The sequence below is a fragment of the Xanthomonas sp. WHRI 6106 genome (assembly GCF_040202405.1).
Taxonomy (GTDB): Bacteria; Pseudomonadota; Gammaproteobacteria; order Xanthomonadales; family Xanthomonadaceae; genus Xanthomonas; species Xanthomonas cannabis.
Genome location: NZ_JBEGFC010000005.1, coordinates 46247 through 71304, shown reverse-complemented (window position 1 = coordinate 71304; position 25058 = coordinate 46247). Strand labels below are relative to the sequence as shown.

Below are 25058 nucleotides of genomic sequence, written 5' to 3'. Positions count from 1 at the left end.
GAGGGAGGAAGGCCGACGGTGCAAGCCGTCTTGCCGCTTCGATGCTGAAGATGATCTGCATGGCCGCCACGCTTGGCGTGGCGGCAAGCTCGCCGGTATTGGCCGACGAGCTGGAATTTCAGGGGCGCCGGGCACAAGCGCAGGCGCTGGACGATGGTGGTTTCGTGTTGCGTGGGCCGCAAGGCGAGCGTCGCATCGCCGCACAACCAATGCGCTCGCACACCGCCAGCCCGATGTTCGACGCCTTGTTTGCGCTGGCCCAGCAGGAAATGGCCGACGACCGCGTCGATGCAATCCGCGATCCGGCATTCAACGACGGCAAGCCGGTGCCCTGCCGGTGCTTCGAGACCGGCGAACGCTGGCCCTACGTATGGACCCGCGATGTCAGTTTCGCCGCCGATCTGGCATTGGCGCGGCTGGAGCCGGAACGCACGCGCAATGCCTTGCGGTTCAAGCTGTCGAGCGCGCGCGACGGCCGTACGCCCGGCCTGTTCGTTGCGCAGGACACCGGCTCCGGCGGTAGCTGGCCGGTCAGCAGCGACCGGGTGGTGTGGTTTCTGGCCGCGCGTGGGCTGTTGGACGACCAACCGTTTGCCGATCAGGTCTGGCAGGCACTGCAGGCAACGATCGCGCAGGACCGCACTGCGGTGTTCGATGCGCGCATCGGTCTGTATCGTGGCGAAACCTCGTTTCTGGATTGGCGTGAGCAGACCTACCCGGAGTGGACGCGCCAGGACGTGCGCTTCATCGCCGAATCCTTCGCACTCTCCACCAATGTGCTGCATTACCAGGCGCTACGCCTGGCCGAGCAGCTCGCACGCCAGCATGGCGATGCACGCGCCGCGCACTACGCGCAATGGGCCGATGCGCTGCGCCAGTCCATCGATGCGCGCTTCTGGGATGCGGGCAGCAACCGGTACGTGAGCTATCTCGGCAATGCGGCGCACCCGGTGCGCTATGCCAAGGTCGATCTGCTGGGCGTGTCGCTGGGGGTGCTGGCCGATGTCTTTCCCACCGAGCGCGCACGCCTGGCATTGCGCAACTACCCCATGGGGGCCGGCGGCAGCCCGGTGGTGTGGCCGCAGGAGGCTGCGCAGCCGATCTACCACAACCGCGCTGTCTGGCCATTCGTCAGTGCCTATGCCTTGCGTGCGGCACGCGCGCTGGACGACGCACCGCGTATTGCGCTGGAACTGCAGTCGTTGATGCGCGGCGCTGCACTGGCAGGGTCGAACATGGAAAACTACGAGATGCAGAGCCTGGCGGTGCATCTGGAGGAGGGCGCACGCAGTGGCCCGGTGGTCAATTCGCCACGCCAGCTGTGGTCGGTTGCAGGCTATCTGTCTGCGGTACTGGACGGCGTGTTTGGTGTTGCGGCCGATGGCAGCGTGGCCCCCAAGCTGCCGCGTCGCCTGATGCCGTTGCTGTTTGGCGAGCGTCAGCAGATCGTGCTGGAGCAGGGCGCACGGCGGTATGTGCTGCAGCGTCCGGCTGGTGCAGACGGCGAGTTGCTGGTCGCCGGTACGGTCACCCGGCACGGCCAGACCACCCACGTACAGCTGATTGGACGCAAGGCCGATCCGACCGCGCCGCCGCAACCCAGTCAGGTGTTCGCACCGGAAGCCCCGGCTGCTCCGATTGCGCAGCGTCGCGGCAATGGGTCCCGCATCGGCATTCCGGCCGGCACCACGCTGCATCTGGATGGCCGCGCGCTGGCGGCGAGCGGGGCCTGGGACCTGCCTGATGATGGCCTGCTGCACGTGCTCAGCCTGACCCGACGCAAGAATGGACTCGAATCACTGCACAGTCCTGCACTGACGCTTGGGCCGGTGCAGGAACTGCAAGGCGAGCAGTCCTGGCAGTGGCGGTCCCAACGCACCGGCCAGCATCGCGTCGCGCTGCGCTATCGCAACGACACTGGCCCGATCAACACCGGTTTCACTGCAGCAGTGAAACGGTTGCTGCTCGACTGCCCGGGCAAGCCCCTGCAGCCGCAGGTCATCGTCATGCCGCATAGCGTGGGCGAGCAGCTGTCCACGCAGGTGAGCTTCGATGTGGTGGCCGGGCAGTCGTGTACGTTGCGGCTGGAGGATGGCTTCAACATGAGTGCGCTGGCGCACTTCGCGCAGTACAACGGCGGCCGCGGTGGCCGCGACGGTGTGGTCAACACCGCGCAGGTGAGTGCGTTGCTGATCGGCCCCGCCGCAGCGGCGGAGGGCGTGCAATGACGGCCAAACCGCGCTTGAGCTTCTGGCACATCTGGAACATGTGCTTCGGCTTTCTGGGCATCCAGTTCGGGTTCGCCCTGCAGAACGCCAATGCCAGCCGCATCTTCCAGACCCTGGGTGCGCAGGTCGATGACGTGCCAGGGCTGTGGATTGCGGCGCCACTGACCGGGCTGATCGTGCAGCCCATCATCGGGTACCTGTCCGACCGCACCTGGACCCCCTGGGGCCGCAGGCGTCCGTATTTCATGGTGGGCGCGCTGTTCACCACGCTTGCGCTGGTGGTGATGCCGAACGCACCACTGCTGTGGATCGCCGCCGGTACGCTGTGGGTGCTGGATGCCTCGATCAATATTTCGATGGAGCCGTTCCGGGCCCTGGTCGGCGATCAGTTGCCACCCTCGCAGCGGCCGACCGGCTATGCGATGCAGAGTTTCTTCATTGGTGTCGGGGCGATCGTGGCGAGCTTTCTGCCATGGTTGTTGACGCATTGGGGGGTTGCCAATACCGCGGCGCCGGGCCAGCTGCCCGACAGCGTGCGGTACGCGTTTTATCTCGGCGCGGCGGTGCTGTTCCTTTCGATCGCCTGGACGGTGTTGCGCACGCGCGAATACAGCCCCGCGCAGCTGGCCGCGTTCAATGACGCGCATGCGCCTGCCGCGACTCCGGCTAACACCGGCATCCTGCCCTCGCGTCTAGCGAGCACCTGGTGGTGTGTCGCCGGCGTGCTGCTTGCCGCAGCCATTGCCTGGCAGCATGGCGATCGCATGCTGTACGTCCTGGCCGGCCTGTGCATCGCCTATGGCGCACTGCTCGCGCTGGCACGTGCCTTGCCGTCGACCAACATGTTGGTGGTCATCGTGCAGGACGTGCGCAGCATGCCGACAACGATGCGGCGGCTGGCGTGGGTGCAGTTCTTCTCGTGGTTTGCGCTGTTTGCGATGTGGATCTACACCACCGCCGCAGTCACCCAGGTGCATTTCGGTGCCGGAGACGACACCGCATCGGCCGCCTACAACGAAGGCGCCAACTGGGTGGGCGTGCTGTTCGGTGCCTATAACGGGTTTGCTGCGCTGGCCGCCTTGGTCATTCCGTTGCTGGTACGGGCGATCGGCCTGCGTTGGAGTCACCTGTGCAATCTGTGGCTGGGCGCTGCAGGGCTGCTGTCGATGCTGGTGATCCGCGATCCGCAATGGTTGTTGCTGTCGATGCTGGGCATCGGTTTTGCCTGGGCCTCGATTCTGTCGCTGCCGTACGCCTTGCTGTCCGACAGCGTGCCCGCCGCCAAGATGGGCGTGTACATGGGCATCTTCAATTTCTTTATCGTGATTCCGCAATTGGTGGCCGCCAGCGCATTGGGCTTCGTGCTCCGCGCATGGCTGGGCGGCCAACCGATCTATGCGCTGGCCATCGGTGGCCTCAGCCTGCTGATTGCAGGCATGTGCGTGGTGCGGGTTCCAGTGGCCTCGGGAGGGCAGTGATGCGCAGTGCGATGTATGTGGCGTTGACGATGTACGCAGGCGCGGCAATCGCGGCGCCTGCTGCCAAGGATTATTACGGCACCCTGGAACCGTTTGCTGCGGATGCGGTGTATTTCGTGGTCACCGACCGCTTCGTCAACGGCGACACCGGCAACGATCATCGCGACCAGGGTGGGGCGCATCGCACGTTCGACGTGCCAACGCCGTGCGCCGATGGCAGCGAGGACAACATCGGTTACCTGGGTGGCGATTTCAAAGGCATCGTCGAGCATGCCGACTACATTCGCGGCCTGGGGTTCGGCGCGGTGTGGATCACCCCGATCGTCGACAACCCCGATCAGGCGTTTACCGGCGGCAAGCCGATCACCTGCGGCAGCACGCTCAGTGACCACGGCAAGACCGGGTATCACGGCTACTGGGGCGTCAACTTCTACAAGCTCGACGAGCATCTTCCCAGCCCGGGCCTGGACTTTGCCGGCTTCACCCGCGCCATGCACGCCAATCAATTGAAAGTCGTGCTGGACATCGTGGGCAACCACGGCTCGCCCGCCTACACCATGCCGGTGGCGCAGGCGGGTTTCGGCAAGCTCTATGACGCGCAGGGGCGTTTAGTGGCCGACCACCAGAACCTGCCGCCGGCCCAGCTGGACCCGCAGCACACCCCGTTGCATGCGTTCTACAACACCGGGGGTGGCCTGGCGGAACTGTCCGACCTCAACGAAAACAATCCGGCGGTGCTCGACTACCTGGCGGGCGCATATCTGCAATGGATGGAGCAGGGCGCCGATGCCTTCCGTATCGATACGATCGGTTGGATGCCCGATCGCTTCTGGCATGCGTTTGTTGCGCGCATACGTGAGCAGCGCCCGGGCTTTTTCATGTTCGGTGAAGCCTTCGATTACGACGCCGACAAGATTGCCGGGCATACCTGGGCGCGCAATGCCGGCGTCAGCGTGCTGGATTTTCCGCTGAAGCAGCAGCTTTCCGCGGTTTTCGGTCATGCGCAGGCCGGCTTCGAAACGCTCGCCGCGCCGCTGTTCCTGCGTCAGGGGCCGTATGCGAACCCCTACGAGCTGATGAGCTTTTACGACAACCACGACATGGCACGGCTGGATGCCAGCGACACCGGCTTTATCGATGCGCACAACTGGTTGTTCACTGCGCGCGGCATCCCGGTGATCTATTACGGCTCGGAGATCGGCTTCATGCGTGGGCGCGCCGAGCACGCCGGCAATCGCAACTACTTCGGCGTCGAGCGCATCCGCGATGCACCGCAGAGTCCCATCTTCGGCCCGCTGCAGCAGATCGCACGTGTGCGCCGCGACACGCCGGCGCTGCAGCGTGGCGTGCAGGTCGATATTGCCCTGCGCGGCGAACAGGCGGCGTTCCTGCGCGTGTACCAGTACGCCGGAACCAGCCAGATGGCGCTGGTGCTGCTCAACAAGGGCGATGCGGCAACCGCGATCACGGTGAGCCGCTTCCTGCAATCTGGCACGTGGCGCGATGCGGTCAGCGGCGAGCAGGTGCAGGTGCGGGGGCGGTTACTGACGCAGGTGCCGGCGCATGGCGTGCGGGTATTGCTATCGGATGCGCCGGTCACCGATCCGGCATTGCGCACGCAACTCGATGCGCAGATGGCCGAACAAGCCGCACGCGACGCCCGCAATAGGTAGAAGTGCGGCTGGGCACGATGAGGCATCGCCGGTAACGCCCCGTCGCGGCCGGGTGCGCTCCTACGCAGCGTGCGGCCGATCTCGCAATCTGCCGTGCACGCTGCCCCGAATCGAACCCCGAACCCCGAATCCCGAATCCCGAATCCCGAATCCCGAATCCCGAATCAGCGCCTGACAGCCCCCTCCGCCGCCCGGCCCGCCACCGTCTCGCCAGTGTCTGCGCCGGACGGGGTCCACCCCAGCGGCGGCTGCAAGCCGCTGCTGCGCGACGAGTCGCGTAACGCCAGCCGCACCGGAATCGTACGGCTCTGCGCCGCTTCGCCACGGATCAGCGCCACCAGGCTTTCCACCAGCAAGGTGCCGGCCTGCTTGGTGTCCTGTTGCACGGTGGACAACGCCGGCGCCACCGATGCGGCCAACGCGATGTCGTCGAAGCCGCTGACCGCCACGTCCTGCGGCACGCGCAGGCCGCGTTCGCGCAGGGCGCGCATCGCGCCGATGGCGATCAGGTCGCTGGCTGCGCACACCGCATCGAACGCCTTGCCGCTGTCGAGCAAGGCCAGGCAGGCGGCGTGGCCGGACGATTCGGTGGTGATCGCATCGAACTGCAGCGCTGCATCGGCAACCAGATCCTGCTGCGCCAGCGCGGCAACGTGGCCGCGGTAGCGTTCCTCGAATTCGGGGTAGTGATTGGAGGCATGGCCCAGAAACGCAATGCGCCGGCAGCCCTGAGCCAATAAATGCTCGGTGATGTCGAGCCCGCCCTGATAGTTGTCGCTGCCGATCGAGATGCCCGGCTGCCCCGGCAGTGCGGCACCCCAGCGCACGAAGTGCATGCCTTGCTCCACCAGTAACTGCAGCCGCTGCCGCGACTCCTGGTAGTCGCCATAGCCCAGCAGGATGATGCCATCGGCCTTGTTGCTGTCTTCGTAGTCGGCCTGCCAATCCTTGGACAGCTGCTGGAACGACACCAGCAGGTCGTAGCCCTGCAGCGCGCAGGCGCGGGTGATCGAGCCCAGCATGGAATGAAAGAACGGGTTGATCAGCGAATCGTCGGCGGTGGGGTCTTCGAAGAACAGCAGCGCCAGCGTGCCGGCATTGCGCAGCCGCAGCGACGAGGCGTTCTTGTCGACCTTGTAGTTCAGCTCGCGGGCAATGCGCAGGATGCGTTGGCGGGTTTCCTCGTTGACCATCGGGCTGCCGCGCAGGGCGCGCGACACGGTCGGCTGCGAGACGCCGGCCAGGTAGGCGATATCCAGCGAGGTGGCTTTACCCTTGATGGTCATGGTCGGCAACGGCAGGACAAGTGGCCGGCATCATGCCATGCGCCCGCCGGTGCCGTGCCGCCGCACGCAACGGCCGGCTGATTGGTTTACCATTCACGCCCAAGACCCCTTGCGAGAAGGTGGCCCGCGCCCAGCGCCGGCCCAGCGTGCGACATGAGCACTACCACCGCCCACCGTTGATCCCGACCGGCGCCCGTTTCCGTGGCACCCGCGACGCGGTCTTTCGCATGACCTTTCCCGCTTCTTCCCGAGCCTGCCCAGCAATGGCCAGATCTCCCATGGCAGCCGACCGCTGCAGCCAGACCAGACCTCATTCTTGCCCATGATCAACATCACGCTCCCCGACGGCAGCCGCCGCGAATTCGAATCCCCCGTCTCGGTGATGCAGGTCGCCCAGTCGATCGGCGCCGGCCTGGCCAAGGCCACCATCGCCGGCCAGGTGGATGGCCAACTGGTCGATGCCAGCGACGTCATCGACCATGACGCCAGCCTGCGCATCATCACCGCCAAGGATGCCGAGGGCGTGGAGATCATCCGCCACTCCTGCGCGCATCTGGTCGGGCACGCGGTCAAGCAGCTCTACCCCGAGGTCAAGATGGTGATCGGCCCGGTCATCGCCGAAGGCTTTTATTACGACATTTACAGCGAGCGCCCGTTCACCCCCGAAGACATGGCCGCGATCGAGCAGCGCATGCAAGAATTGATCGCGCAGGACTACGACGTCATCAAGAAGGTCACCCCGCGCGCCGAGGTGATCGAGGTGTTCGCCCAGCGTGGCGAGGAGTACAAGCTGCGCCTGATCGAGGACATGTCCGAGGACATCACCGCGATGGGCCTGTACTACCACCAGGAATACGTGGACATGTGCCGCGGCCCGCACGTGCCCAATACGCGCTTCCTCAAGGCGTTCAAGCTGACCCGCATTTCCGGCGCCTACTGGCGTGGCGATGCCAAGAACGAGCAGCTGCAGCGCATCTACGGCACCGCCTGGGCCGACAAGAAGCAGCTGGACGCCTACATCTTGCGCATGGAAGAAGCCGACAAGCGCGACCACCGCCGCATCGGCAAGGCGCAGGACCTGTTCCACCTGCAGGAAGAAGCGCCCGGCCTGGTCTTCTGGCACCCCAAGGGCTGGTCGCTGTGGCAGGTGGTCGAGCAGTACATGCGCAAGGTCTACCGCGATAGCGGCTACGGCGAAGTACGCTGCCCGCAGATCCTGGATGTCTCGCTGTGGCAGAAATCCGGCCACTGGGACAACTACCAGGACGCGATGTTCTTCACCGAATCGGAGAAGCGCACCTACGCGGTCAAGCCGATGAACTGCCCCGGCCACGTGCAGGTGTTCAACCAGGGCCTGCACAGCTACCGCGACCTGCCGATCCGCTACGGCGAGTTCGGCGCCTGCCACCGCAACGAGCCCTCCGGCGCGTTGCACGGCATCCTGCGCGTGCGCGGCTTCACCCAGGACGACGGCCACGTGTTCTGCCTGGAATCGCAGATCGAATCCGAAGTGACCGCCTTCCACCAGCAGGCGCTGGCGGTCTACACCGCGTTCGGCTTCGACGACATCCAGATCAAGATCGCGTTGCGTCCGGAAAAGCGCCTGGGCGACGACGCCACCTGGGACAAGGCCGAAGCCGCGCTGCGCAGCGCGCTGGGCGTCTGCGGGGTGGAATGGCAGGAGCTGCCGGGCGAGGGTGCCTTCTACGGCCCCAAGATCGAGTACCACCTCAAGGACGCCATCGGCCGCACCTGGCAGCTGGGCACCATGCAGGTCGATTTCATGATGCCGGGCCGCCTCGGCGCCGAGTACGTGGACGAAAACAGCCAGAAGAAGCATCCGGTCATGCTGCACCGGGCCATCGTCGGCTCGATGGAGCGGTTCATCGGCATTTTGATCGAACACCATGCCGGCGCCTTCCCGTCCTGGCTGGCCCCGGTGCAGGTCGTTGTCGCCAACATCACCGACGCTCAGGCTGAATATGTCGACTCGGTTAGGAAAACCCTTGCAAATCAAGGCTTCCGTGTCAGCGCCGATTTGCGTAACGAGAAGATCGGTTATAAGATTCGCGAGCATACGCTGCAACGCGTGCCATATCTGCTCGTGGTCGGCGACCGTGAGAAGGAAAATGGCGCTGTCGCCGTGCGGACGCGTTCGGGAGAGGACCTCGGGACCATGACGGTCTCGGCCTTTATCGAACGCCTGCAGGCAGAGCAGGCAGCGTGAGCCAACCCCGGCCGGTCTGGATGATCCGGATGCGCCGGTTCGATTCCTCTGGGAGATTGCAATATCAGTACCCCTGACAACAAACAGAACCGCAAGAACCAAGAAATCCGTGTGCCGCGCGTTCGCGTGATCGGCAGCGACGGTGAGATGGTCGGCGTGTTGTCGCGCGACGAAGCGCTCGCCAAGGCCGAAGAAGAAGGCCTGGATCTGGTCGAAATCCAGCCGCAGGCCGATCCGCCGGTCTGCAAGATCATGGATTTCGGCAAGTTCAAGTTCGAGCAGCAGAAAAAGGCCAACGAGGCCAAGAAGAAGACCAAGCAGGTCGAGATCAAGGAACTCAAGTTCCGTCCGGTCACCGACGAGGGCGACTACCAGATCAAGTTGCGCAACATGCGCCGCTTCCTGGAAGAGGGCGACAAGGTCAAGGTCAACATCCGCTTCCGTGGCCGTGAAATGAGCCACCAGGAGCTCGGCCGCGAGATGGCGGCGCGGATCGAGGCCGATCTGGGCGAAGACATCGTCATCGAATCCCGTCCGCGCCTGGAAGGGCGTCAGATGGTCATGATGATCGCGCCCAAGAAGAAGATCTGAGGATCTTCTTTCGTGCTGCGACGGCCCCCGGCGGGTCTGTCGCAGCCGCAGGATCAATGACTTGCAGGAATTCCCGGCAACGGGTAGACTGCGCGGCCCGCTTTATCGGGGCGCCGTGCAAGCGGCATCAGGACCTGTCCGGATCGTGTTCGATCAAGGACTTACAAGCAGGCAAGGGCAAGGATGGAAAGTGTGGTCGCAAGACTGCCGCCCGTGTCAGTGACAAAACACCATCAAGGACATTGCAATGCCCAAGATCAAGACCAACCGGGCGGCGGCCAAGCGTTTCCGCAAGACCGCCTCCGGCAAGTACAAGTGCGGCCACGCAAACCGTAGCCACATCCTCACGAAGAAAGCGACCAAGCGGAAGCGCAACCTGCGGCAGACGAATCACGTCCGTGCCGAGGATGCTGGCCGTCTCGATCGTATGCTTCCCTACCTCTGAGGATTGACCCATGGCACGAGTAAAGCGTGGCGTACAGGCGCGTCGCCGCCACAAGAAAATTCTGACCCTGGCAAAGGGTTACTACAACGCTCGCCGCAAGGTGTTCCGCGTTGCCAAGCAGGCGGTCATCAAGGCGCAGCAGTACGCCTACATTGGCCGCAAGCAGAAGAAGCGTAATTTCCGTTCGCTGTGGATCACCCGCATCAATGCGGCTGCCCGCATCAATGGCCTGAGCTACAGCCGTTTCATGAATGGCCTGCTCAAGGCGGGTATCACCCTGGACCGCAAGGTGCTGGCCGATATCGCCGTGCACGACGCCGCCGGCTTTGCCGCGCTGGCCGAGAAGGCAAAGGGCGCGCTGGCGGCGTAAATGCAGGTCCCTCTTCAAGAGCCCGCACATCCATGTGCGGACTTCTTAATGAGATAGTCCCTCGCAAGAGCCCGCACGCTGTATGTGCGAGTCCCTCGCAGGAGCCCGCACATCCATGTGCGGACTGCTTAGAGAAGCGGGTCATCGGATGTAGTCACACTTGGTGTGCATGCCTTCGGTGAGGTGAGACGCAGAGATGCAGGGGGAAGGGCGCGAGTCCTTCCCCTTTTTGCGTTTTTGCGAGGCCATCAAGTGGGTGATGGCAGGTCAATGCAGTGACAATGCGTTCCGGTGCATCCGGAAACACCGTTCGGCTAGCAGTTGAGGCGCAAGTGCAATGAGTGAGATTCAATCCCTGACCGAGCGTGCGCTGGCCGATGTTGCCGCGGCGCAGACGCCGGACCAACTGGAAGCATTGCGGGTGGCCTTGCTGGGCAAGAGTGGCAGCATCACTGCCCAGCTCAAGCAGCTCGGCACGTTGCCGCCCGAGCAGCGCAAGGCGGCGGGCGAGGCGATCAACCAGACGCGCGATGTGCTGACCGCCGCGTTGTCCGAACGCAAGAACACCCTGGAAACGGCTGCGCTCGACGCACGTCTGGCCGGCGAAACTATCGACGTCACCTTGCCGGGTCGCCGCAGCGAACGTGGCGGCCTGCATCCGGTCACGCGGACGCTGGAGCGCATCGTCGAAATCTTCGCGCGGCTGGGGTATGAGTTGTCCGACGGCCCGGAAATCGAAGACGACTGGCACAACTTCGAGGCACTGAATTTTCCGCCGCACCACCCGGCGCGCGCAATGCACGACACCTTCTACTTCGGTGATGGCCGCCTGCTGCGCACGCATACCTCCGGCGTCCAGGTGCGTTACATGGATGCGCACACACCGCCGCTGCGCATGATCGCGGCCGGCAAGGTGTACCGCTCCGATTCGGACCAGACCCATTCGCCGATGTTCCATCAGGTCGAAGGCCTGCTGGTGGACGAGCATTCCAACTTCGCCGACCTCAAGGGCACCTTGTCCGAGTTCGTGCGTGCGTTCTTCGAGCGCGATTTCGAAATGCGTTTCCGCCCCAGCTATTTCCCGTTCGTGGAACCGGGGGCGGAAGTGGACATCGCCTGGCAGCAGCCCGACGGAAGCACCCGTTGGTTGGAAGTGCTGGGCTGCGGCATGGTGCACCCCAACGTGCTGCGCAGCGTCGGCATCGACCCCGAGCGTTACACCGGCTTCGCGTTCGGCCTGGGCGTTGAGCGCTTCGCGATGCTGCGCTACGGCGTCAACGACCTGCGCGCCTTCTTCGAAAACGATGTGCGTTTTCTTCGGCAGTTTGCTTGACGGCGGGGAATCGGGGATTCGGGATTGGGGATTTGCAACCGCGCCCCGGTCCTTCCCCAGACTCCGTCGGCGTGTTCCAGCTAATCCCCAATCCCGAATCCCCAATCCCGGCTCCTCATGAAATTCTCTGAAAATTGGCTGCGTAGCCACGTCCCGACCCAGGCCACGCGCGACGAACTGGCTGCGACGCTGACGGCGATCGGTCTGGAAGTCGAAGACGTCACGCCGTTGGGCGAGGCGCTGAGGCAGGTGGTGGTGGCGCGCATCGTCGAGGCAGTGCGTCACCCTGAAGCCGACCGGCTGCAGGTGTGCAGTGTCGATGCCGGGCAGGGCGAGTTGCTGCAGATCGTGTGCGGGGCGCCCAATGCGCGCGCCGGTCTGGTGGCGCCGCTGGCGCTGGTCGGTGCGCAGATCGGCGAGCTGACCATCACCGCGGCCAAGCTGCGTGGCGTGGCCTCCAACGGAATGCTGTGTTCGGCCAAGGAGCTGGGTCTGGATAGCGACGCGTCCGGCCTGTTCGAGCTGCCCGACGATGCCCCGGTGGGCCAGGCGCTGGCCAACTATCTGGGGCTCCCCGATGCCAGCATCGAGATCAAACTCACGCCCAATCGCGCTGATTGCTTCAGCGTGCGTGGCATCGCCTTCGACGTGGCGGCCGCGTGCGCCAGCGAAGTGGTGGCCTTCGACGCCGGTGCGGTGACGCCGGTGTCCACGCGTACGCTAGCGGTGGAACTGGACGCCGGTAAGGATGCGCCGCGCTATTGCGGCCGTGTGATCGAAGGGATCGACCCGGCCGCCAAGACGCCGGTGTGGCTGGCCGAGCGGCTACGCCGCAGCGGCGTGCGTCCGGTGTCCTTGCTGGTGGACATCACCCAGTACGTGATGCTGGAACTGGGCCAGCCGATGCATGCCTTCGATCTGGATACCTTGCAGGGCCCGATCGGCGTGCGGCATTCGCGCAGCGGCGAGCAGCTGGCGCTGCTGGATGGGCGTCAGGTGACCCTGGACGACAGCTTCCTGACCATCACCGATGCCGGCCGCCCGGTTGCATTGGCGGGCTTGATGGGAGGCCTGGAGACCCGCGTCACCGACACCACGCGCAATGTGTTCCTGGAATCGGCGTACTTCGATCCGGCCGCCATCATGGGCCGTGGCCGCAAGTTTGGCCTGCACACCGACGCCGGGCATCGCTTCGAACGCGGCGTGGACCCGGCCTTGCCGCCGCAGGCGATCGAGGTCGCCACGCGTCTGGTGCTGGAACTGGCCGGCGGTACGCCAGGCCCGGTGGTGCACGCGCAGCTGCCGGAGCATCTGCCGCAGGCCGCGCCCATCCTGTTGCGTCGCGCGCGCATCGCGCGCGTGCTCGGCATCGCGATCGACGATGCCGAGGTGGTGCGCATGCTGAGCGCGCTCGGCATGCAGGTCGATGCGGTCGCCGAGGGCTGGCAGGTGATGGCACCGAGCCGGCGCTTCGATATCGCCATCGAAGAAGATCTCATCGAGGAGCTGGCGCGTATCCACGGCTACGATCGCGTGCCGACTACGCTGCCCGGTGGCGCCAGCCGGATCGCGATGCCAAGCGAGACCCAACTGGACGAATTGAGCGTGCGCCGCCAACTGGTGGCGCGCGAGCTGCAGGAAACCATCAACTACGCGTTTGTCGACGCCGCGCTGTTGCAGCGCTGGCAGTTGGATGAGGGCCTGGTGTCGCTGGCCAATCCGCTCAGCGCCGAGCTGGCCGTGATGCGTCCGCGCCTGCTGCCTGGCCTGGTGGCGACGCTGGGCCGCAACGTCGCCCGTCAGGCCGGGCGGGTGCGGTTGTTCGAGCTGGGCAAGGTCTTTGCCGCAGCCGAGCAAACCGGCGCCGCGCCGCAGGAATCCCAGCACGTGGCTGCGGCCGTGTGCGGCGATGCGTTGGCCCTGCAGTGGGGCGAACCCTCACGCAAGGTGGACTTCCACGACGTGAAGGGCGACCTGATGGCCTTGGCGGCGGCCAGCGGCGCGAAGCTGGAATTCCAGCCGTCCGCCCAGCCGTTCGGGCATCCGGGGCGGTCGGCCGACGTCTATCGCGACGGCGTTCGCATCGGCTGGATCGGGCAGGTGCATCCACGCCTGGCCAAGTCGCTGGAGATCGATGTGGATGTGATCGCATTCGAACTGCAGCTGGCACCACTCGTGCAGCGCGCACTGCCGCGCGCCGGCGAGCTGTCGCGCTTCCCGTCGGTGCGTCGCGATCTTGCCTTCCTGGTACCCGAGCAGGTGAGCTGGACGGCGCTGTCGGCGAGCGTGCAGACCACGGTGGGCCCGTTGTTGCGTGAGGTGCAGCTGTTCGACCGCTATGTCGGGCAGGGGGTCGAGCCAGGTTTCAAGAGTCTGGCTATGGGCTTGATTTTGCAGGATAACTCGCGCACTCTCACCGACCGGGACGTGGACGCGGTCGTCACCGATGTGGTGGCCGTGATCGAGCGCGAGCATCGCGCCCGGATCCGGAGTTGAGGCGGTAATCAGGGGAGTGGCATGGCATTGACGAAAGCAGAGATGGCCGAGCGTCTGTTTGACGAGGTCGGTCTGAACAAGCGCGAGGCAAAGGAATTTGTCGACGCGTTTTTCGACGTGCTGCGCGATGCCCTGGAGCAGGGTCGTCAGGTGAAGCTGTCGGGTTTCGGCAACTTCGATCTGCGGCGCAAGAATCAACGGCCCGGTCGCAATCCCAAGACCGGCGAGGAAATTCCGATCTCGGCCAGGACGGTGGTGACCTTCCGCCCGGGCCAGAAGCTCAAGGAACGGGTGGAGGCTTATGCTGGATCCGGGCAGTAATCGCGAGCTACCGCCAATCCCGGCCAAGCGCTACTTCACCATCGGTGAGGTCAGCGAGCTGTGCGACGTCAAGCCGCATGTGTTGCGGTATTGGGAGACGGAATTCCCCAGCCTGGAGCCGGTCAAGCGGCGTGGCAATCGCCGGTACTACCAGCGACACGACGTGTTGATGGTGCGTCAGATCCGGGGGCTGCTGTACGAGCAGGGTTACACCATTGGTGGCGCACGCCTGCGTCTGGAAGGCGACGGTGCCAAGAGCGAGTCGGCACTGAGCAACCAGATCATCAAGCAGGTGCGGATGGAGCTGGAAGAAGTACTTCAACTGCTGCGCCGCTAGGAAAACGCTTCACAAAGCCGCTATAATCGCAGGCCGTCCTCGCGACGGGTGCAGCACTTCGGGGTATAGCGCAGCCTGGTAGCGCACTAGTCTGGGGGACTAGTGGTCGTCGGTTCGAATCCGGCTACCCCGACCAAACAGCAAAGCCCATGTCCTCAGGACATGGGCTTTTTTGTTGCGCTGCAACATTGCATTTTTATGTCCTGGCGTGGCCTGGCCGATACGCAGATCGGCATATCGCATTGCAGCATGAGCCGCATGCTAGCGCCCGGTTTCCACGGTCCGGTTCGCTATGGACCTGGGTCACGGAATGATGCTAAGTGCCCGAAAACGTTCTAGATCATTAGCGAAAGATCAGGATGTGGGTCACGTTTTGTTAACGCGCTAACGACGAACTTGAATCAATAGGCCAACGCCGTCAAAAAAATGGCGAGCTGCGTCTTGCGGTGGATTCTTTCTGTGCCATAGTGCAGTGCAACACGTCATCCCTGTCGTGATCCCGATGTCCTGGGATAAACCTCTCTGTCGTACGTTCGTGCTGGCGTGTTGGCCGGTTGAATGCTGCGCGAGCTCCTGTCCCACCCAACCGAGGCAGCCAGCCACACGCATGAAGAAACTGATCGGACGATTCTGCCAAGGCCTCAGCCTGGCGTTGATCTGCTCGATGACACTGGGCGCTTGCAGCACCGGGAAGGATATGGCGACGTCGTTGCCGCTTCCCGATCCGCTCGCAATGTCGGCGGTGCAACCCGAGTATCGACTCTCCCCAGGCGACCTGTTGCTGGTCAAGGTGTTCCAGGTCGACGATCTGGAGCGGCAGGTCCGCATCGATCAGAACGGTCACATCTCGCTGCCCTTGATCGGCGACGTCAACGCCGCCGGGATGGGCGTGGGGGAACTCGAAAAGATGGTCGCCGATCGCTATCGCGGTGGCTATCTGCAGAACCCGCAAGTGTCGGTCTTCGTGCAGGAGTCCAACGGCCGTCGCGTGACCGTGACCGGCGCGGTCGATGAACCCGGCATCTATCCGGTGATCGGTGCCAACCTGACCTTGCAGCAGGCCATCGCGCAGGCCAAGGGCGTCAGCACCGTGGCCAGCCGCGGCAATGTCATCGTGTTTCGCACGGTCAACGGGCAGAAGATGATCGCGCGTTTCGACCTGACCGAAATCGAAAAGGGTGCCAACCCTGACCCTGAAATCTACGGCGGCGACATCGTTGTGGTGTATCGCTCGGATGCGCGCGTCTGGTTGCGCACCATGCTGGAACTGACCCCCTTGGTGATGGTGTGGCGCGCTTACCGATGAGTATGAATTCCGACAATCGTTCTTCGCCGTCGCATCGCCACGGACACCTTGAACTGGCAGACGTCAGCCTGATGGATTACTGGCGCGCCCTGGTGTCGCAGCGGTGGCTGATCATCCTGATCACCATCGGTGCGGTATTGCTGGCCCTGGTGATCACCTTGCTGATGCCGGAAAAGTATCGGGCCACCAGCACGCTGCAGATCGAGCGTGACTCGCTCAATGTGGTCAACGTCGACAACCTGATGCCGGTGGAATCGCCGCAGGACCGCGACTTCTACCAGACCCAGTACCAATTGCTGCAGAGCCGATCGCTGGCACGCGCGGTGATCCGCGAAGCCAAGCTCGACCAGGAGCCGGCGTTCAAGCAGCAGGTTCAGGAGGCGCTGGAAAAAGCAGCGGCAAAGAACCCGGAAGCGGGCAAGACGGTGGACTCGCGCCAGGCCATCATCGAGCGCAGCCTCACCGACACCTTGCTTGCAGGTCTGGTGGTCGAGCCGATCCTCAATTCGCGTCTGGTCTACGTCAATTACGATTCGCCGGACCCGGTGCTGGCAGCCAAGATCGCCAACACCTATCCGAAGGTATTCATCGTCAGCACGCAGCAGCGTCGCATGAAGGCGTCTTCGTTCGCGACCAAGTTCCTGGCAGAGCGCCTGGAGCAACTGCGCTCCAAGGTGGAAGATTCGGAAAAGACGCTGGTGGCATATTCGACCGACGAGCAGATCGTCTCGGTCGGCGACGACAAGCCATCGCTGCCGGCGCAGAACCTGACCGACCTCAATGCATTGCTTGCGTCGGCACAGGACGCACGTATCAAGGCCGAGGCGGCCTGGCGCCAGGCCGCCTCCGGTGATGCCATGTCGCTGCCGCAGGTGCTCAGCAGCCCGCTGATCCAGACCCTGCGTGGCGAGCAGGTGCGCCTGACCAGCGAGTACCAGCAGAAGCTGTCGACGTTCAAGCCGGATTACCCGGAAATGCAGCGCCTGAAAGCGCAGATCGAAGAATCGCGCAGGCAGATCAATGGCGAGATCATCAACGTGCGCCAGTCGTTGAAGGCCACCTACGATGCATCGGTGCATCAGGAGCAATTGCTCAACGAACGTATCGCCGGCCTGCGCAACAACGAGCTCGACCTGCAAAGCCGCAGCATCCGCTACAACATGCTCAAGCGCGACGTCGACACCAACCGTCAGCTCTACGATGCGCTTCTGCAGCGCTACAAGGAAATCGGTGTGGCCAGCAACGTGGGCGCCAACAACGTGACCATCGTCGACACTGCAGATGTGCCTACGTCGAAGACTTCGCCGAAACTCAAATTGAACCTCGCATTGGGCTTCATCTTTGGCGTATTCCTGGGTCTGGCGGTGGCGCTGGTGCGGTATTTTCTGCGCGGGACCGGGCCGGAAACACGATTGAACTGACATCGTGGTGTTGCAAAACAGTGGTTAATTAAAGTGACAACCGATTCAGCGTGGAAAAGGTTGGATCCCGTATGTTTCGGGCTCCTTCGTTTGAAAGTTTGTCTCTGTTGAAACAAAGGGCTGTCGGGCGATCTGGGGTCGGTAGGTATTACCGCGGTGATCGCTCGACGGAGATGATTGAAAGCTCGCGTGCGACTCGTATGTTCCCCCGCATGCACCGTATCGAGTTTGGAGGACATCCCCATGCTTTTGGCAGACCTGAGTAGCGCGACTTACACGACATCTTCGCCGCGATTGTTGTCCAAGTACTCGGCCGCGGCCGACCTGGTGCTGCGCGTGTTCGACCTGACCATGGTGGTCGTGTCGGGCCTGATCGCCTATCGCATCGTGTTCGGCTCCTGGGTTCCCGCGGCGCCATATCGGGTTGCGATCGGTACCACGCTGCTGTACTCGGTGATCTGCTTCGCGCTGTTTCCGCTATATCGCAGCTGGCGCGGTCGCGGGCTGCTGAGCGAGTTGATGGTGCTGGGTGGTGCCTTCGGCGGCGTCTTTGCGCTGTTCGCGGTGCATGCGCTGATCGTGCAGGTGGGCGAGCAGGTCTCGCGTGGCTGGATCGGCCTGTGGTTCGTCGGCGGGCTGGCATCGCTGGTCGCCGCACGTACCCTGTTGCGCGGCTTTCTGAATCACCTGCGCGCCCAGGGCGTGGACGTGCAGCGGGTGGTGGTGGTGGGCTTGCGCCACCCGGTGATGAAGATCAACCACTACCTGAGCCGCAACCCGTGGGTCGGCATGAACCTGGTGGGTTACTTCCGCACGCCTTACGACATTGCCGTGACAGAGCAGCGCCAGTCGCTGCCGTGCCTGGGCGAGCCCGATGCGCTGATCGACTATTTGAAGGACAACCAGGTCGAGCAGGTCTGGATCTCGCTGCCGCTGGGCGAGCGTGACCACATCAAGCAGCTGCTGCAGCGTCTGGACCGTTACCCGATCAACGTGAAGCTGGTGCCCGACCTGTTCGATTTCGGGTTGTTGAATCAGTCCGGTGAGCAGATCGGCAACACGCCGGTGATCAATCTGCGCCAGGGTGGTGTGGATCGCGACAATTACTTCGTCGTCGCCAAGGCGCTGCAGGACAAGATCCTGGCCGTGATCGCGCTGATGGGCCTGTGGCCGCTGATGGCCGCCATTGCCGTGGGCGTCAAGATGAGCTCGCCAGGCCCGGTGTTCTTCCGTCAGCGCCGCCATGGCCTGGGCGGTCGCGAGTTCTATATGTACAAGTTCCGTTCGATGCGCGTGCATGACGATCATGGCACCACGATCCAGCAGGCGACCAAGAACGACACACGCATTACCCGTTTCGGTGCGTTCCTGCGCCGCAGCAGCCTGGACGAGTTGCCGCAGATCTTCAACGTACTCGGTGGCAGCATGTCGATCGTGGGTCCGCGCCCGCATGCAGCGCAGCACAACACGCATTATGAAAAGCTGATCAATCACTATATGCAGCGCCACTACGTCAAGCCGGGTATCACCGGATGGGCGCAGGTGAACGGCTTCCGCGGCGAAACCCCGGAGCTGCGCACGATGAAGAAGCGCATCCAGTACGACCTGGACTATATCCGTCGTTGGTCGCTGTGGCTGGATATCCGCATCATCGTGCTGACTGCGGTGCGCGTGCTCGGACAGAAGACCGCGTACTGATGAAGGCGGGGAGCGTGCGAGCGGGCGCGTCCGGCGCCGCGGGCGGTTGCACTGCAGCCGCTCCTTTCAAGCAGGCGTGTGCATGCTGATTCGAATGAGCGAGGCGACCCGCGTTCGCTGGCACAATCTGCTGATCGAGCTGACCTTGCTGGTCGGTGTCGGCTACAACCTGGTGCTGGCCCTGATCAATGCGAATGTGTTCACCGTCCGCCCGGTGATCACCTACGCGGTCGAGTTCATGGTGTATGCGGCCTGTTTCCTGCTGGGCCTGGGCTCGCTCAGCCGCAAGCGCATTGCGTTGATCATCAGCGGGCTGGGCTTGATCGTGCTGCTGATGTTCGTACGGTTCCTGGTGAACTGGCAGATCGACCCGAAGTTCTTCCGCGACGCGCTGGTGGTCTTCGCCTTCGTGGTGCTGGGGTCCGCGTACACCGGCTCGCTGCCCAAGCTGTTCATCCGCATGACCATCATCGTCTCGCTGGTCGCCGCGTTCGAACTGGCCATGCCAAGCGCCTACGGCGATCTGGTCAATCCCAAGAGTTTCTTCGTCAATGCGCGCGGGATGAGCGCCGAAGGCTTCTGGAACGAGGACAGCAACCTGTTCGTCAGCGCCACGCGCCCGGGCGAGCGTAATTTCCTGCCGGGTTCCAACCTGCCACGCGCCTCCTCGATGTTCATCGAGCCGGTGACGATGGGCAATTACATCTGCTTCTTCACCGCCATCGTGCTGGTGTTCTGGCGTTGGATGCGTCCGGCTGCCTTGATGCTGTCGGTCGGACTGATCGGCTTCATGATCGTCGCTTCCGACGGACGATTGGCCGCGGGCACCTGCGTGTTGATGGTGCTGCTGACACCCTTGCTGAAGCGCCTCGATCAACGATTGGCGTTTCTGGTGTTCCTGCTGGTGATCATGAGTGCGTGGCTGCTGGTCTGGGTGACCGGGATCACCGCCTACCAAGACACCACGATGGGCCGGGTGTTCTTCACCGTGCATTCGATGAACAACCTGTCGTTCAAATCCTGGATGGGCCTGGATTTTGCGCAGGCGTATCGCTACTTCGACAGCGGCATTTCCTACTTCATCGCCTCGCAGTCGATTGTCGGCGTGCTGGCGTTCCTGTTGTCGTATTCGTTCCTGCTGCTGATGCCCAGCAAGGAAGGGCAGCTATTCAAGAACCTGGCCATCTTTGCGTTCGCGCTGAGTCTGCTGGTGTCCAACGGCTACTTTTCGATCAAGACCTCGGCGCTGTGGTGGTTCGTCTGTGGCTGCCTGTGGCACATGCGTCCAACCTGGTCCGCGTCAGCCGCTCCCCAGACCTCGATCAAGGATGATCCAACGGCAGATGGCGCGCGGCTGCCGTTGCCCGCGGGAGCGGCACGATGAGCGCTGCCACGGCAGCCACATTGCCGGTCACGCCTGCCGCTGGCGACCGGATCACGACAGCGGGTCGTGCGCGCGATCAGCGGATCGATGCGGCCAAGGCGATCGCGATCCTGCTGGTGGTGTTCTGCCATGCCAAGGGCGTGCCGCACGGCATGACCCTGTTCGCCTACAGCTTTCACGTGCCGCTGTTTTTCATGGTGTCGGGGTGGCTGGCGGCTGGCTATGCGTCCCGCACCACCGGGTTGGACCGGCGCTCGTTGGGCAGGCATGCCCGCAGCCTGCTGCTGCCCTACGTGACGTTCTATCTGTTGGGTTATGCGTACTGGTTGTTGACCCGCAATATCGGCGAGAAGGCGGCGCGGTGGGGAAGCCATCCGTGGTGGGAACCGATCGTGTCGCTGTTCACCGGGATCGGCCCGGATCTGTACGTACAACCGCCACTGTGGTTTTTGCCGGTGATGCTGGTGACCGTGATTGCCTACATCCTGCTGCGCCACGTGCTGCCCCCGCTGGTCATCACGCTGGTGTCGCTGGTGCTGGCCTGGATCTGGATGAACTGGTTTCCGGGACAGGGCGTACGGTTGTTCTTCGGCCTCGATGTGCTACCGGTGTCCTTGTGTTTCTACGCGCTGGGCGCGTTGTTGATTCACCTGTCACCGCGGTTGCCGACGTCGCTGCCGATCAGTGCATTGGTGACCATGGTGCTGGCATTCGCGGTCGCGTGGTTGGCCCAGCGCAATGGACGCATCGACGTGAACATGCTGCAGTTCGGGCGCGAGCATGCGCTGTTCCTGCTCAGTGCGGTACTGGGCTCGCTGATGGTGATCTGCGCGGCGCGGTTGGTGCAGGGCTGGGCGTGGGTACAGTGGATCGGCCGCAACACCTTGCTGGTCCTGTGCACGCACATGTTGGTGTTCTTCGTCTTGTCCGGCGTTGCCGCAGTCGCTGGCGGGTTCGGCTCGGCGCGTCCCGGGCTGGGCTGGGCGGTGTTCGTCACGGTCTTTGCGCTGGTGGCATGCGTGCCGATGCGCTGGGTGCTGATGCGGTTTGCGCCCTGGGCCTTGGGTGCGCGCACGGTGACGGCATGAGCGGCGCTGCGGCATGACCACGGCTCCGTACTTGCCCGAGGTGGGACGCGACACGGCAGGCCCGGTCGTGCGGCCGGTGGCTGCGGCGACCCGCGACTGGCAGATCGATGCGGCAAAGGCCCTAGCCATCGTGCTGGTGGTGCTTGGGCATGCCAGCGGCATGCCGCCCGCGTACAAACTGTTTGCCTACAGTTTTCATGTGCCGCTGTTTTTCGTGCTCTCCGGATGGGTGGGCGAACGATTCGGGCGGCGTGCGTTGAATGCAGCGACAGCGGCCAAGCTGGCGCGCACGCTCCTGGTTCCGTATCTGGCTTTTTTCCTGGTGGCCTACGGTGTGTGGCTGTTGATGGCGGTGCTCAATCACGCCTTCCAGCAGCCGGGCGCACGTGCGTGGTGGGATCCGTTGACCGGCGTGCTCTGGGCCAATGGCACGCGTCTGTACGTGCTGCCGGCGTTGTGGTTCCTGCCGGCACTGTTTGTCACGACACTGGCCTACATTGCATTGCGCGCGCGCCTGAGTACGGGCGTGGTGGTGGCGATGAGTTTGCCGCTGGCGCTGGCATGGGCGCGTTGGTTTCCCGCGCTGCAGCTGCGGCTGCCGCTCGCGTTGGACGTGTTGCCGATTGCCTTGTTCTTCATTGCCATCGGCGGCTGGCTGTCGCGCTTTGCCGAGCAGTTGCGCGGCTTCGGTGCAGGGGCCTGGGCGGTGGCCTTGCCGTGCGTGGCGGCGGCCTGGGGACTGCTGGCCGGGTGGAACGGGCAGGTGGACGTCAACAACCTGCAGTTCGGGCATTCGGCCGCGCTGTTCGTGCTGGTCAGCCTGCTGGGAACCGCGATGACCTTGTGCGTGGCCTACTTCGTTCGCAACCGGCGGTGGGTGCAATGGATCGGTACCAATACACTGCTGATCCTGTGCACGCACACCTTGGTGTTTCTGGTGATCACCAGTGTGGTGGTCCGCACCGGCGTGATGGATCGCAGCCTGATCGGTACGCCGGCCTGGGCAATGGCGTTGAGTGCGTTCGCGATCGCCTGCGCTGTGCCGATGCGCATGGTGCTGGTGCGTATTGCGCCATGGATGTTGGGGTTGAAGCGTCAATGATGCGTTTTCAGAATCGACCGTCGTCGCAGCACCTGCGTGCGCGTCGCCGGCACAGGAGATTGGCGTAAATGAAAGTGGTGCATGTCGTCCGCCAATTCCACCCCTCGATCGGGGGGATGGAGGAAGTCGTCCTCAATGTCGCCCGCCAGCATCAGGCCACTAGTGCCGATACGGTGGAGGTGGTGACACTCGATCGCGTGTTTACCGACCCGGGGGCGCAGCTTGCGCCGCAGGAAACCTATCAGGGCCTGCCAATCCGGCGGATCGGCTATCGCGGTTCGTCGCGTTACCCGCTCGCGCCATCGGTGCTGGGCGCGATTCGCTCTGCCGATGTGGTGCATCTGCATGGCATCGATTTTTTCTACGACTACCTTGCGCTGACCAGACCGTTCCATGGCAAGCCGATGGTGGTTTCCACCCACGGCGGGTTCTTCCACACCGCCTACGCATCGCGCATGAAGCAGGTCTGGTTCCAGACCCTGACCCGGGCATCGGCGTTGGCGTATGCGCGGGTGATTGCCACCAGCGAGAACGATGGCGACCTGTTTGCCAAGGTGGTATCGCCAGCGCGCCTGCGCGTGATCGAAAACGGCGTGGACGTGGAAAAATATGCAGGGCAGGGCGCGACGACGCCTGGCCGAACGATGCTGTATTTCGGTCGCTGGTCGGTCAACAAGGGATTGATCGAAACGCTGGAGCTGCTGCAGGCCGCGCTCAAGCGCGACCCGCAGTGGCGGCTGATCATCGCCGGCCGCGAGTACGATCTGAACGAGGCCGACCTGCGCAAGGCCATTGCCGAGCGTGGTCTGCAGGACAAGGTGCAGTTGAGCATGTCGCCCTCGCAGGAGCAGTTGCGCACGCTGATGCAGCAGGCGCAGTTCTTTGTCTGCCTGTCGCGCCATGAAGGGTTCGGCATTGCCGCCGTCGAGGCGATGAGCGCAGGGCTGATTCCCATCCTCAGCGACATCCCGCCGTTCGTGCGGCTTGCCACCGAGTCGGGACAGGGCGTGATCGTCAATCGTGACAGGATCGACGCGGCGGCCGACCAGGTGCAGGCGCTTGCGCTGACCGCTGATGCCGACTTCGCCACGCGGCGTGCGGCCTCGATGGCCTATGTGAGCCGCTACGACTGGAAGCATGTGGTCGGGCGTTACGTGGACGAGTACCACGCCGCGCTGGGTACGCCGCGTCCGCAGGAGACGCTGCGATGAGCGCGCACGCAGCTGCATCGCTGACCCGTGCAGCGGCCCAGCCGCAGGTCACGGTGTTGTTTTCCACCGAAAGGCCCAACGCCAGCACCAATCCGTATCTGACCCAGCTCTATGACGCGCTGCCCGATGCGGTGCAGCCGCGCTTCTTCTCGATGCGCGATGCCTTGTTGTCGCGCTACGACGTGCTGCATCTGCACTGGCCCGAGTACCTGCTGCGCCATCCCAGTGCTACCGGCACCCTGGCCAAGCAGGTGTGCGCGGCCTTGTTGTTGCTCAGGTTGCAGGTCACCGGCACGCCGGTCGTGCGCACCCTGCACAATCTGGCGCCACACGAAGACCGTGGCTGGCGCGAGCGCAGCCTGTTGCGCTGGATCGATCGCCTGACGCGCCGCTGGATCCGCATCAATGCGACCACGCCGCCACGTCCGCCGTTCACCGACACCATCCTGCACGGCCATTACCGCGACTGGTTTGCGACGATGCCGCAGGGCACCACGGTGCCGGGGCGGCTGCTGCATTTCGGCCTGATCCGCCCGTACAAGGGGGTGGAAACGCTGCTGGAGGTGATGCGCGATGTCGGCGACCCGCGCCTGAATCTGCGCATTGTCGGTAACCCTGCCACGCCGCAGATGCGTACGCTGGTGGAAGACGCCTGCGCGCAGGATCCGCGCATCAGCGCATTGCTGGCCTATGTCGAGGAGCCGGTGCTGGCACGCGAGGTGAGCGAGGCCGAGCTGGTGGTGTTGCCGTATCGGCAGATGCATAACTCCGGAACATTGCTGCTGGCCTTGTCGCTGGCGCGTCCGGTATTGGCGCCATGGAGTGAATCCAACGCGGCCATCGCCGAGGAAGTGGGCCCGGGCTGGGTATTCCTGTATGAGGGTGAGTTCGATGCGGCCTTGCTGACGGGCATGTTGGACACGGTGCGCGCGGCGCCGCGCGGGCCGGCCCCGGATCTGTCGCAACGCGACTGGCCGCGCATCGGGCAGCTGCATTACCGCACCTATCTGGAAGCGCTGGGCAAGGACGGAGAAGCCGCGCTGTGACCGCAGCCCCCCCCTCG

20 protein-coding genes and 1 tRNA gene are annotated in these 25058 nt (G+C 63.8%); 20 read left to right on the top strand and 1 reads right to left on the bottom strand.

Annotation, left to right across the window (positions count from 1 at the left end; translation table 11 throughout):
• The first annotated feature begins 41 nt into the window (after positions 1-41).
• The 3 genes from ABQZ09_RS09350 to ABQZ09_RS09340 are packed head-to-tail and all read left to right on the top strand — an operon-like array spanning position 42 to position 5379.
• Positions 42-2228: a glucosidase family protein gene (locus ABQZ09_RS09350; RefSeq protein WP_349776745.1), complete on the top strand. Its 2187-nt coding sequence runs from the start codon at positions 42-44 to the stop codon at positions 2226-2228.
• Entirely contained in the window at positions 2225-3706 is a 1482-nt protein-coding gene (locus ABQZ09_RS09345; RefSeq protein WP_349776744.1) for an MFS transporter, read from the top strand. The genes ABQZ09_RS09350 and ABQZ09_RS09345 overlap by 4 nt, the downstream gene beginning before the upstream one ends.
• 47 nt (positions 3707-3753) lie before the next feature.
• Positions 3754-5379, top strand: a complete 1626-nt coding sequence (locus tag ABQZ09_RS09340; RefSeq protein WP_349776835.1) for an alpha-amylase family glycosyl hydrolase — start codon at positions 3754-3756, stop codon at positions 5377-5379.
• Positions 5380-5543: 164 nt separating this feature from the next.
• Here ABQZ09_RS09340 and ABQZ09_RS09335 read toward each other — a convergent pair whose 3' ends face one another.
• On the bottom strand, positions 5544-6665 hold the full coding sequence (locus ABQZ09_RS09335; RefSeq protein ID WP_349776743.1) for a LacI family DNA-binding transcriptional regulator: 1122 nt from the start codon (positions 6663-6665) through the stop codon (positions 5544-5546).
• 322 nt (positions 6666-6987) lie between these two features.
• Between ABQZ09_RS09335 and thrS the strand changes: the two genes are divergently transcribed.
• From thrS to ABQZ09_RS09250, 17 genes are all read left to right on the top strand, one after another.
• Positions 6988-8892, top strand: coding sequence for a threonine--tRNA ligase (thrS, locus tag ABQZ09_RS09330; protein WP_005930235.1), 1905 nt, complete (start codon positions 6988-6990; stop codon positions 8890-8892).
• A gap of 48 nt (positions 8893-8940) precedes the next feature.
• Positions 8941-9483: a translation initiation factor IF-3 gene (infC, locus tag ABQZ09_RS09325; RefSeq protein WP_070690874.1), complete on the top strand. Its 543-nt coding sequence runs from the start codon at positions 8941-8943 to the stop codon at positions 9481-9483.
• 247 nt (positions 9484-9730) lie between these two features.
• Positions 9731-9928, top strand: coding sequence for a 50S ribosomal protein L35 (gene rpmI, locus ABQZ09_RS09320; protein WP_002811096.1), 198 nt, complete (start codon positions 9731-9733; stop codon positions 9926-9928).
• Between the two features lie 10 nt (positions 9929-9938).
• Positions 9939-10298, top strand: a complete 360-nt coding sequence (gene rplT, locus ABQZ09_RS09315) for a 50S ribosomal protein L20 (protein WP_003484828.1) — start codon at positions 9939-9941, stop codon at positions 10296-10298.
• A gap of 337 nt (positions 10299-10635) precedes the next feature.
• A complete protein-coding gene (gene pheS, locus ABQZ09_RS09310) occupies positions 10636-11631 on the top strand; it encodes a phenylalanine--tRNA ligase subunit alpha (protein WP_039410829.1) in 996 nt (331 codons plus the stop codon).
• A gap of 117 nt (positions 11632-11748) precedes the next feature.
• A complete protein-coding gene (gene pheT / locus ABQZ09_RS09305) occupies positions 11749-14127 on the top strand; it encodes a phenylalanine--tRNA ligase subunit beta (protein ID WP_349776742.1) in 2379 nt (792 codons plus the stop codon).
• A gap of 21 nt (positions 14128-14148) precedes the next feature.
• Positions 14149-14448 (top strand): integration host factor subunit alpha, encoded by a 300-nt coding sequence (locus ABQZ09_RS09300; protein WP_002811076.1) that lies wholly within the window; start codon positions 14149-14151, stop codon positions 14446-14448.
• Positions 14429-14785, top strand: coding sequence for a MerR family transcriptional regulator (locus ABQZ09_RS09295; protein ID WP_005995911.1), 357 nt, complete (start codon positions 14429-14431; stop codon positions 14783-14785). Before ABQZ09_RS09300 ends, ABQZ09_RS09295 begins: the two co-directional genes overlap by 20 nt.
• A gap of 59 nt (positions 14786-14844) precedes the next feature.
• A tRNA-Pro gene (locus ABQZ09_RS09290) sits at positions 14845-14921 on the top strand.
• A gap of 471 nt (positions 14922-15392) precedes the next feature.
• Positions 15393-16091, top strand: a complete 699-nt coding sequence (locus ABQZ09_RS09285; RefSeq protein ID WP_039410841.1) for a polysaccharide biosynthesis/export family protein — start codon at positions 15393-15395, stop codon at positions 16089-16091.
• Complete coding sequence (locus ABQZ09_RS09280) at positions 16073-17512, top strand: GumC family protein (RefSeq protein WP_228891164.1); 1440 nt, start codon at positions 16073-16075, stop codon at positions 17510-17512. The genes ABQZ09_RS09285 and ABQZ09_RS09280 overlap by 19 nt, the downstream gene beginning before the upstream one ends.
• A 243-nt stretch (positions 17513-17755) precedes the next feature.
• Positions 17756-19210, top strand: a complete 1455-nt coding sequence (locus ABQZ09_RS09275; RefSeq protein WP_039410847.1) for an undecaprenyl-phosphate glucose phosphotransferase — start codon at positions 17756-17758, stop codon at positions 19208-19210.
• Positions 19211-19304: 94 nt separating this feature from the next.
• Positions 19305-20594, top strand: a complete 1290-nt coding sequence (locus ABQZ09_RS09270; protein ID WP_349776834.1) for a polysaccharide biosynthesis protein GumE — start codon at positions 19305-19307, stop codon at positions 20592-20594.
• Positions 20591-21682: an acyltransferase family protein gene (locus ABQZ09_RS09265; protein ID WP_349776741.1), complete on the top strand. Its 1092-nt coding sequence runs from the start codon at positions 20591-20593 to the stop codon at positions 21680-21682. Before ABQZ09_RS09270 ends, ABQZ09_RS09265 begins: the two co-directional genes overlap by 4 nt.
• Positions 21683-21695: 13 nt before the next feature.
• Positions 21696-22784, top strand: coding sequence for an acyltransferase family protein (locus ABQZ09_RS09260; protein WP_349776740.1), 1089 nt, complete (start codon positions 21696-21698; stop codon positions 22782-22784).
• Positions 22785-22852: 68 nt separating this feature from the next.
• Positions 22853-23995, top strand: a complete 1143-nt coding sequence (locus ABQZ09_RS09255) for a glycosyltransferase family 4 protein (protein ID WP_228313979.1) — start codon at positions 22853-22855, stop codon at positions 23993-23995.
• Positions 23992-25041, top strand: a complete 1050-nt coding sequence (locus tag ABQZ09_RS09250; RefSeq protein WP_349776739.1) for a glycosyltransferase — start codon at positions 23992-23994, stop codon at positions 25039-25041. Before ABQZ09_RS09255 ends, ABQZ09_RS09250 begins: the two co-directional genes overlap by 4 nt.
• Positions 25042-25058 lie beyond the last annotated feature (17 nt).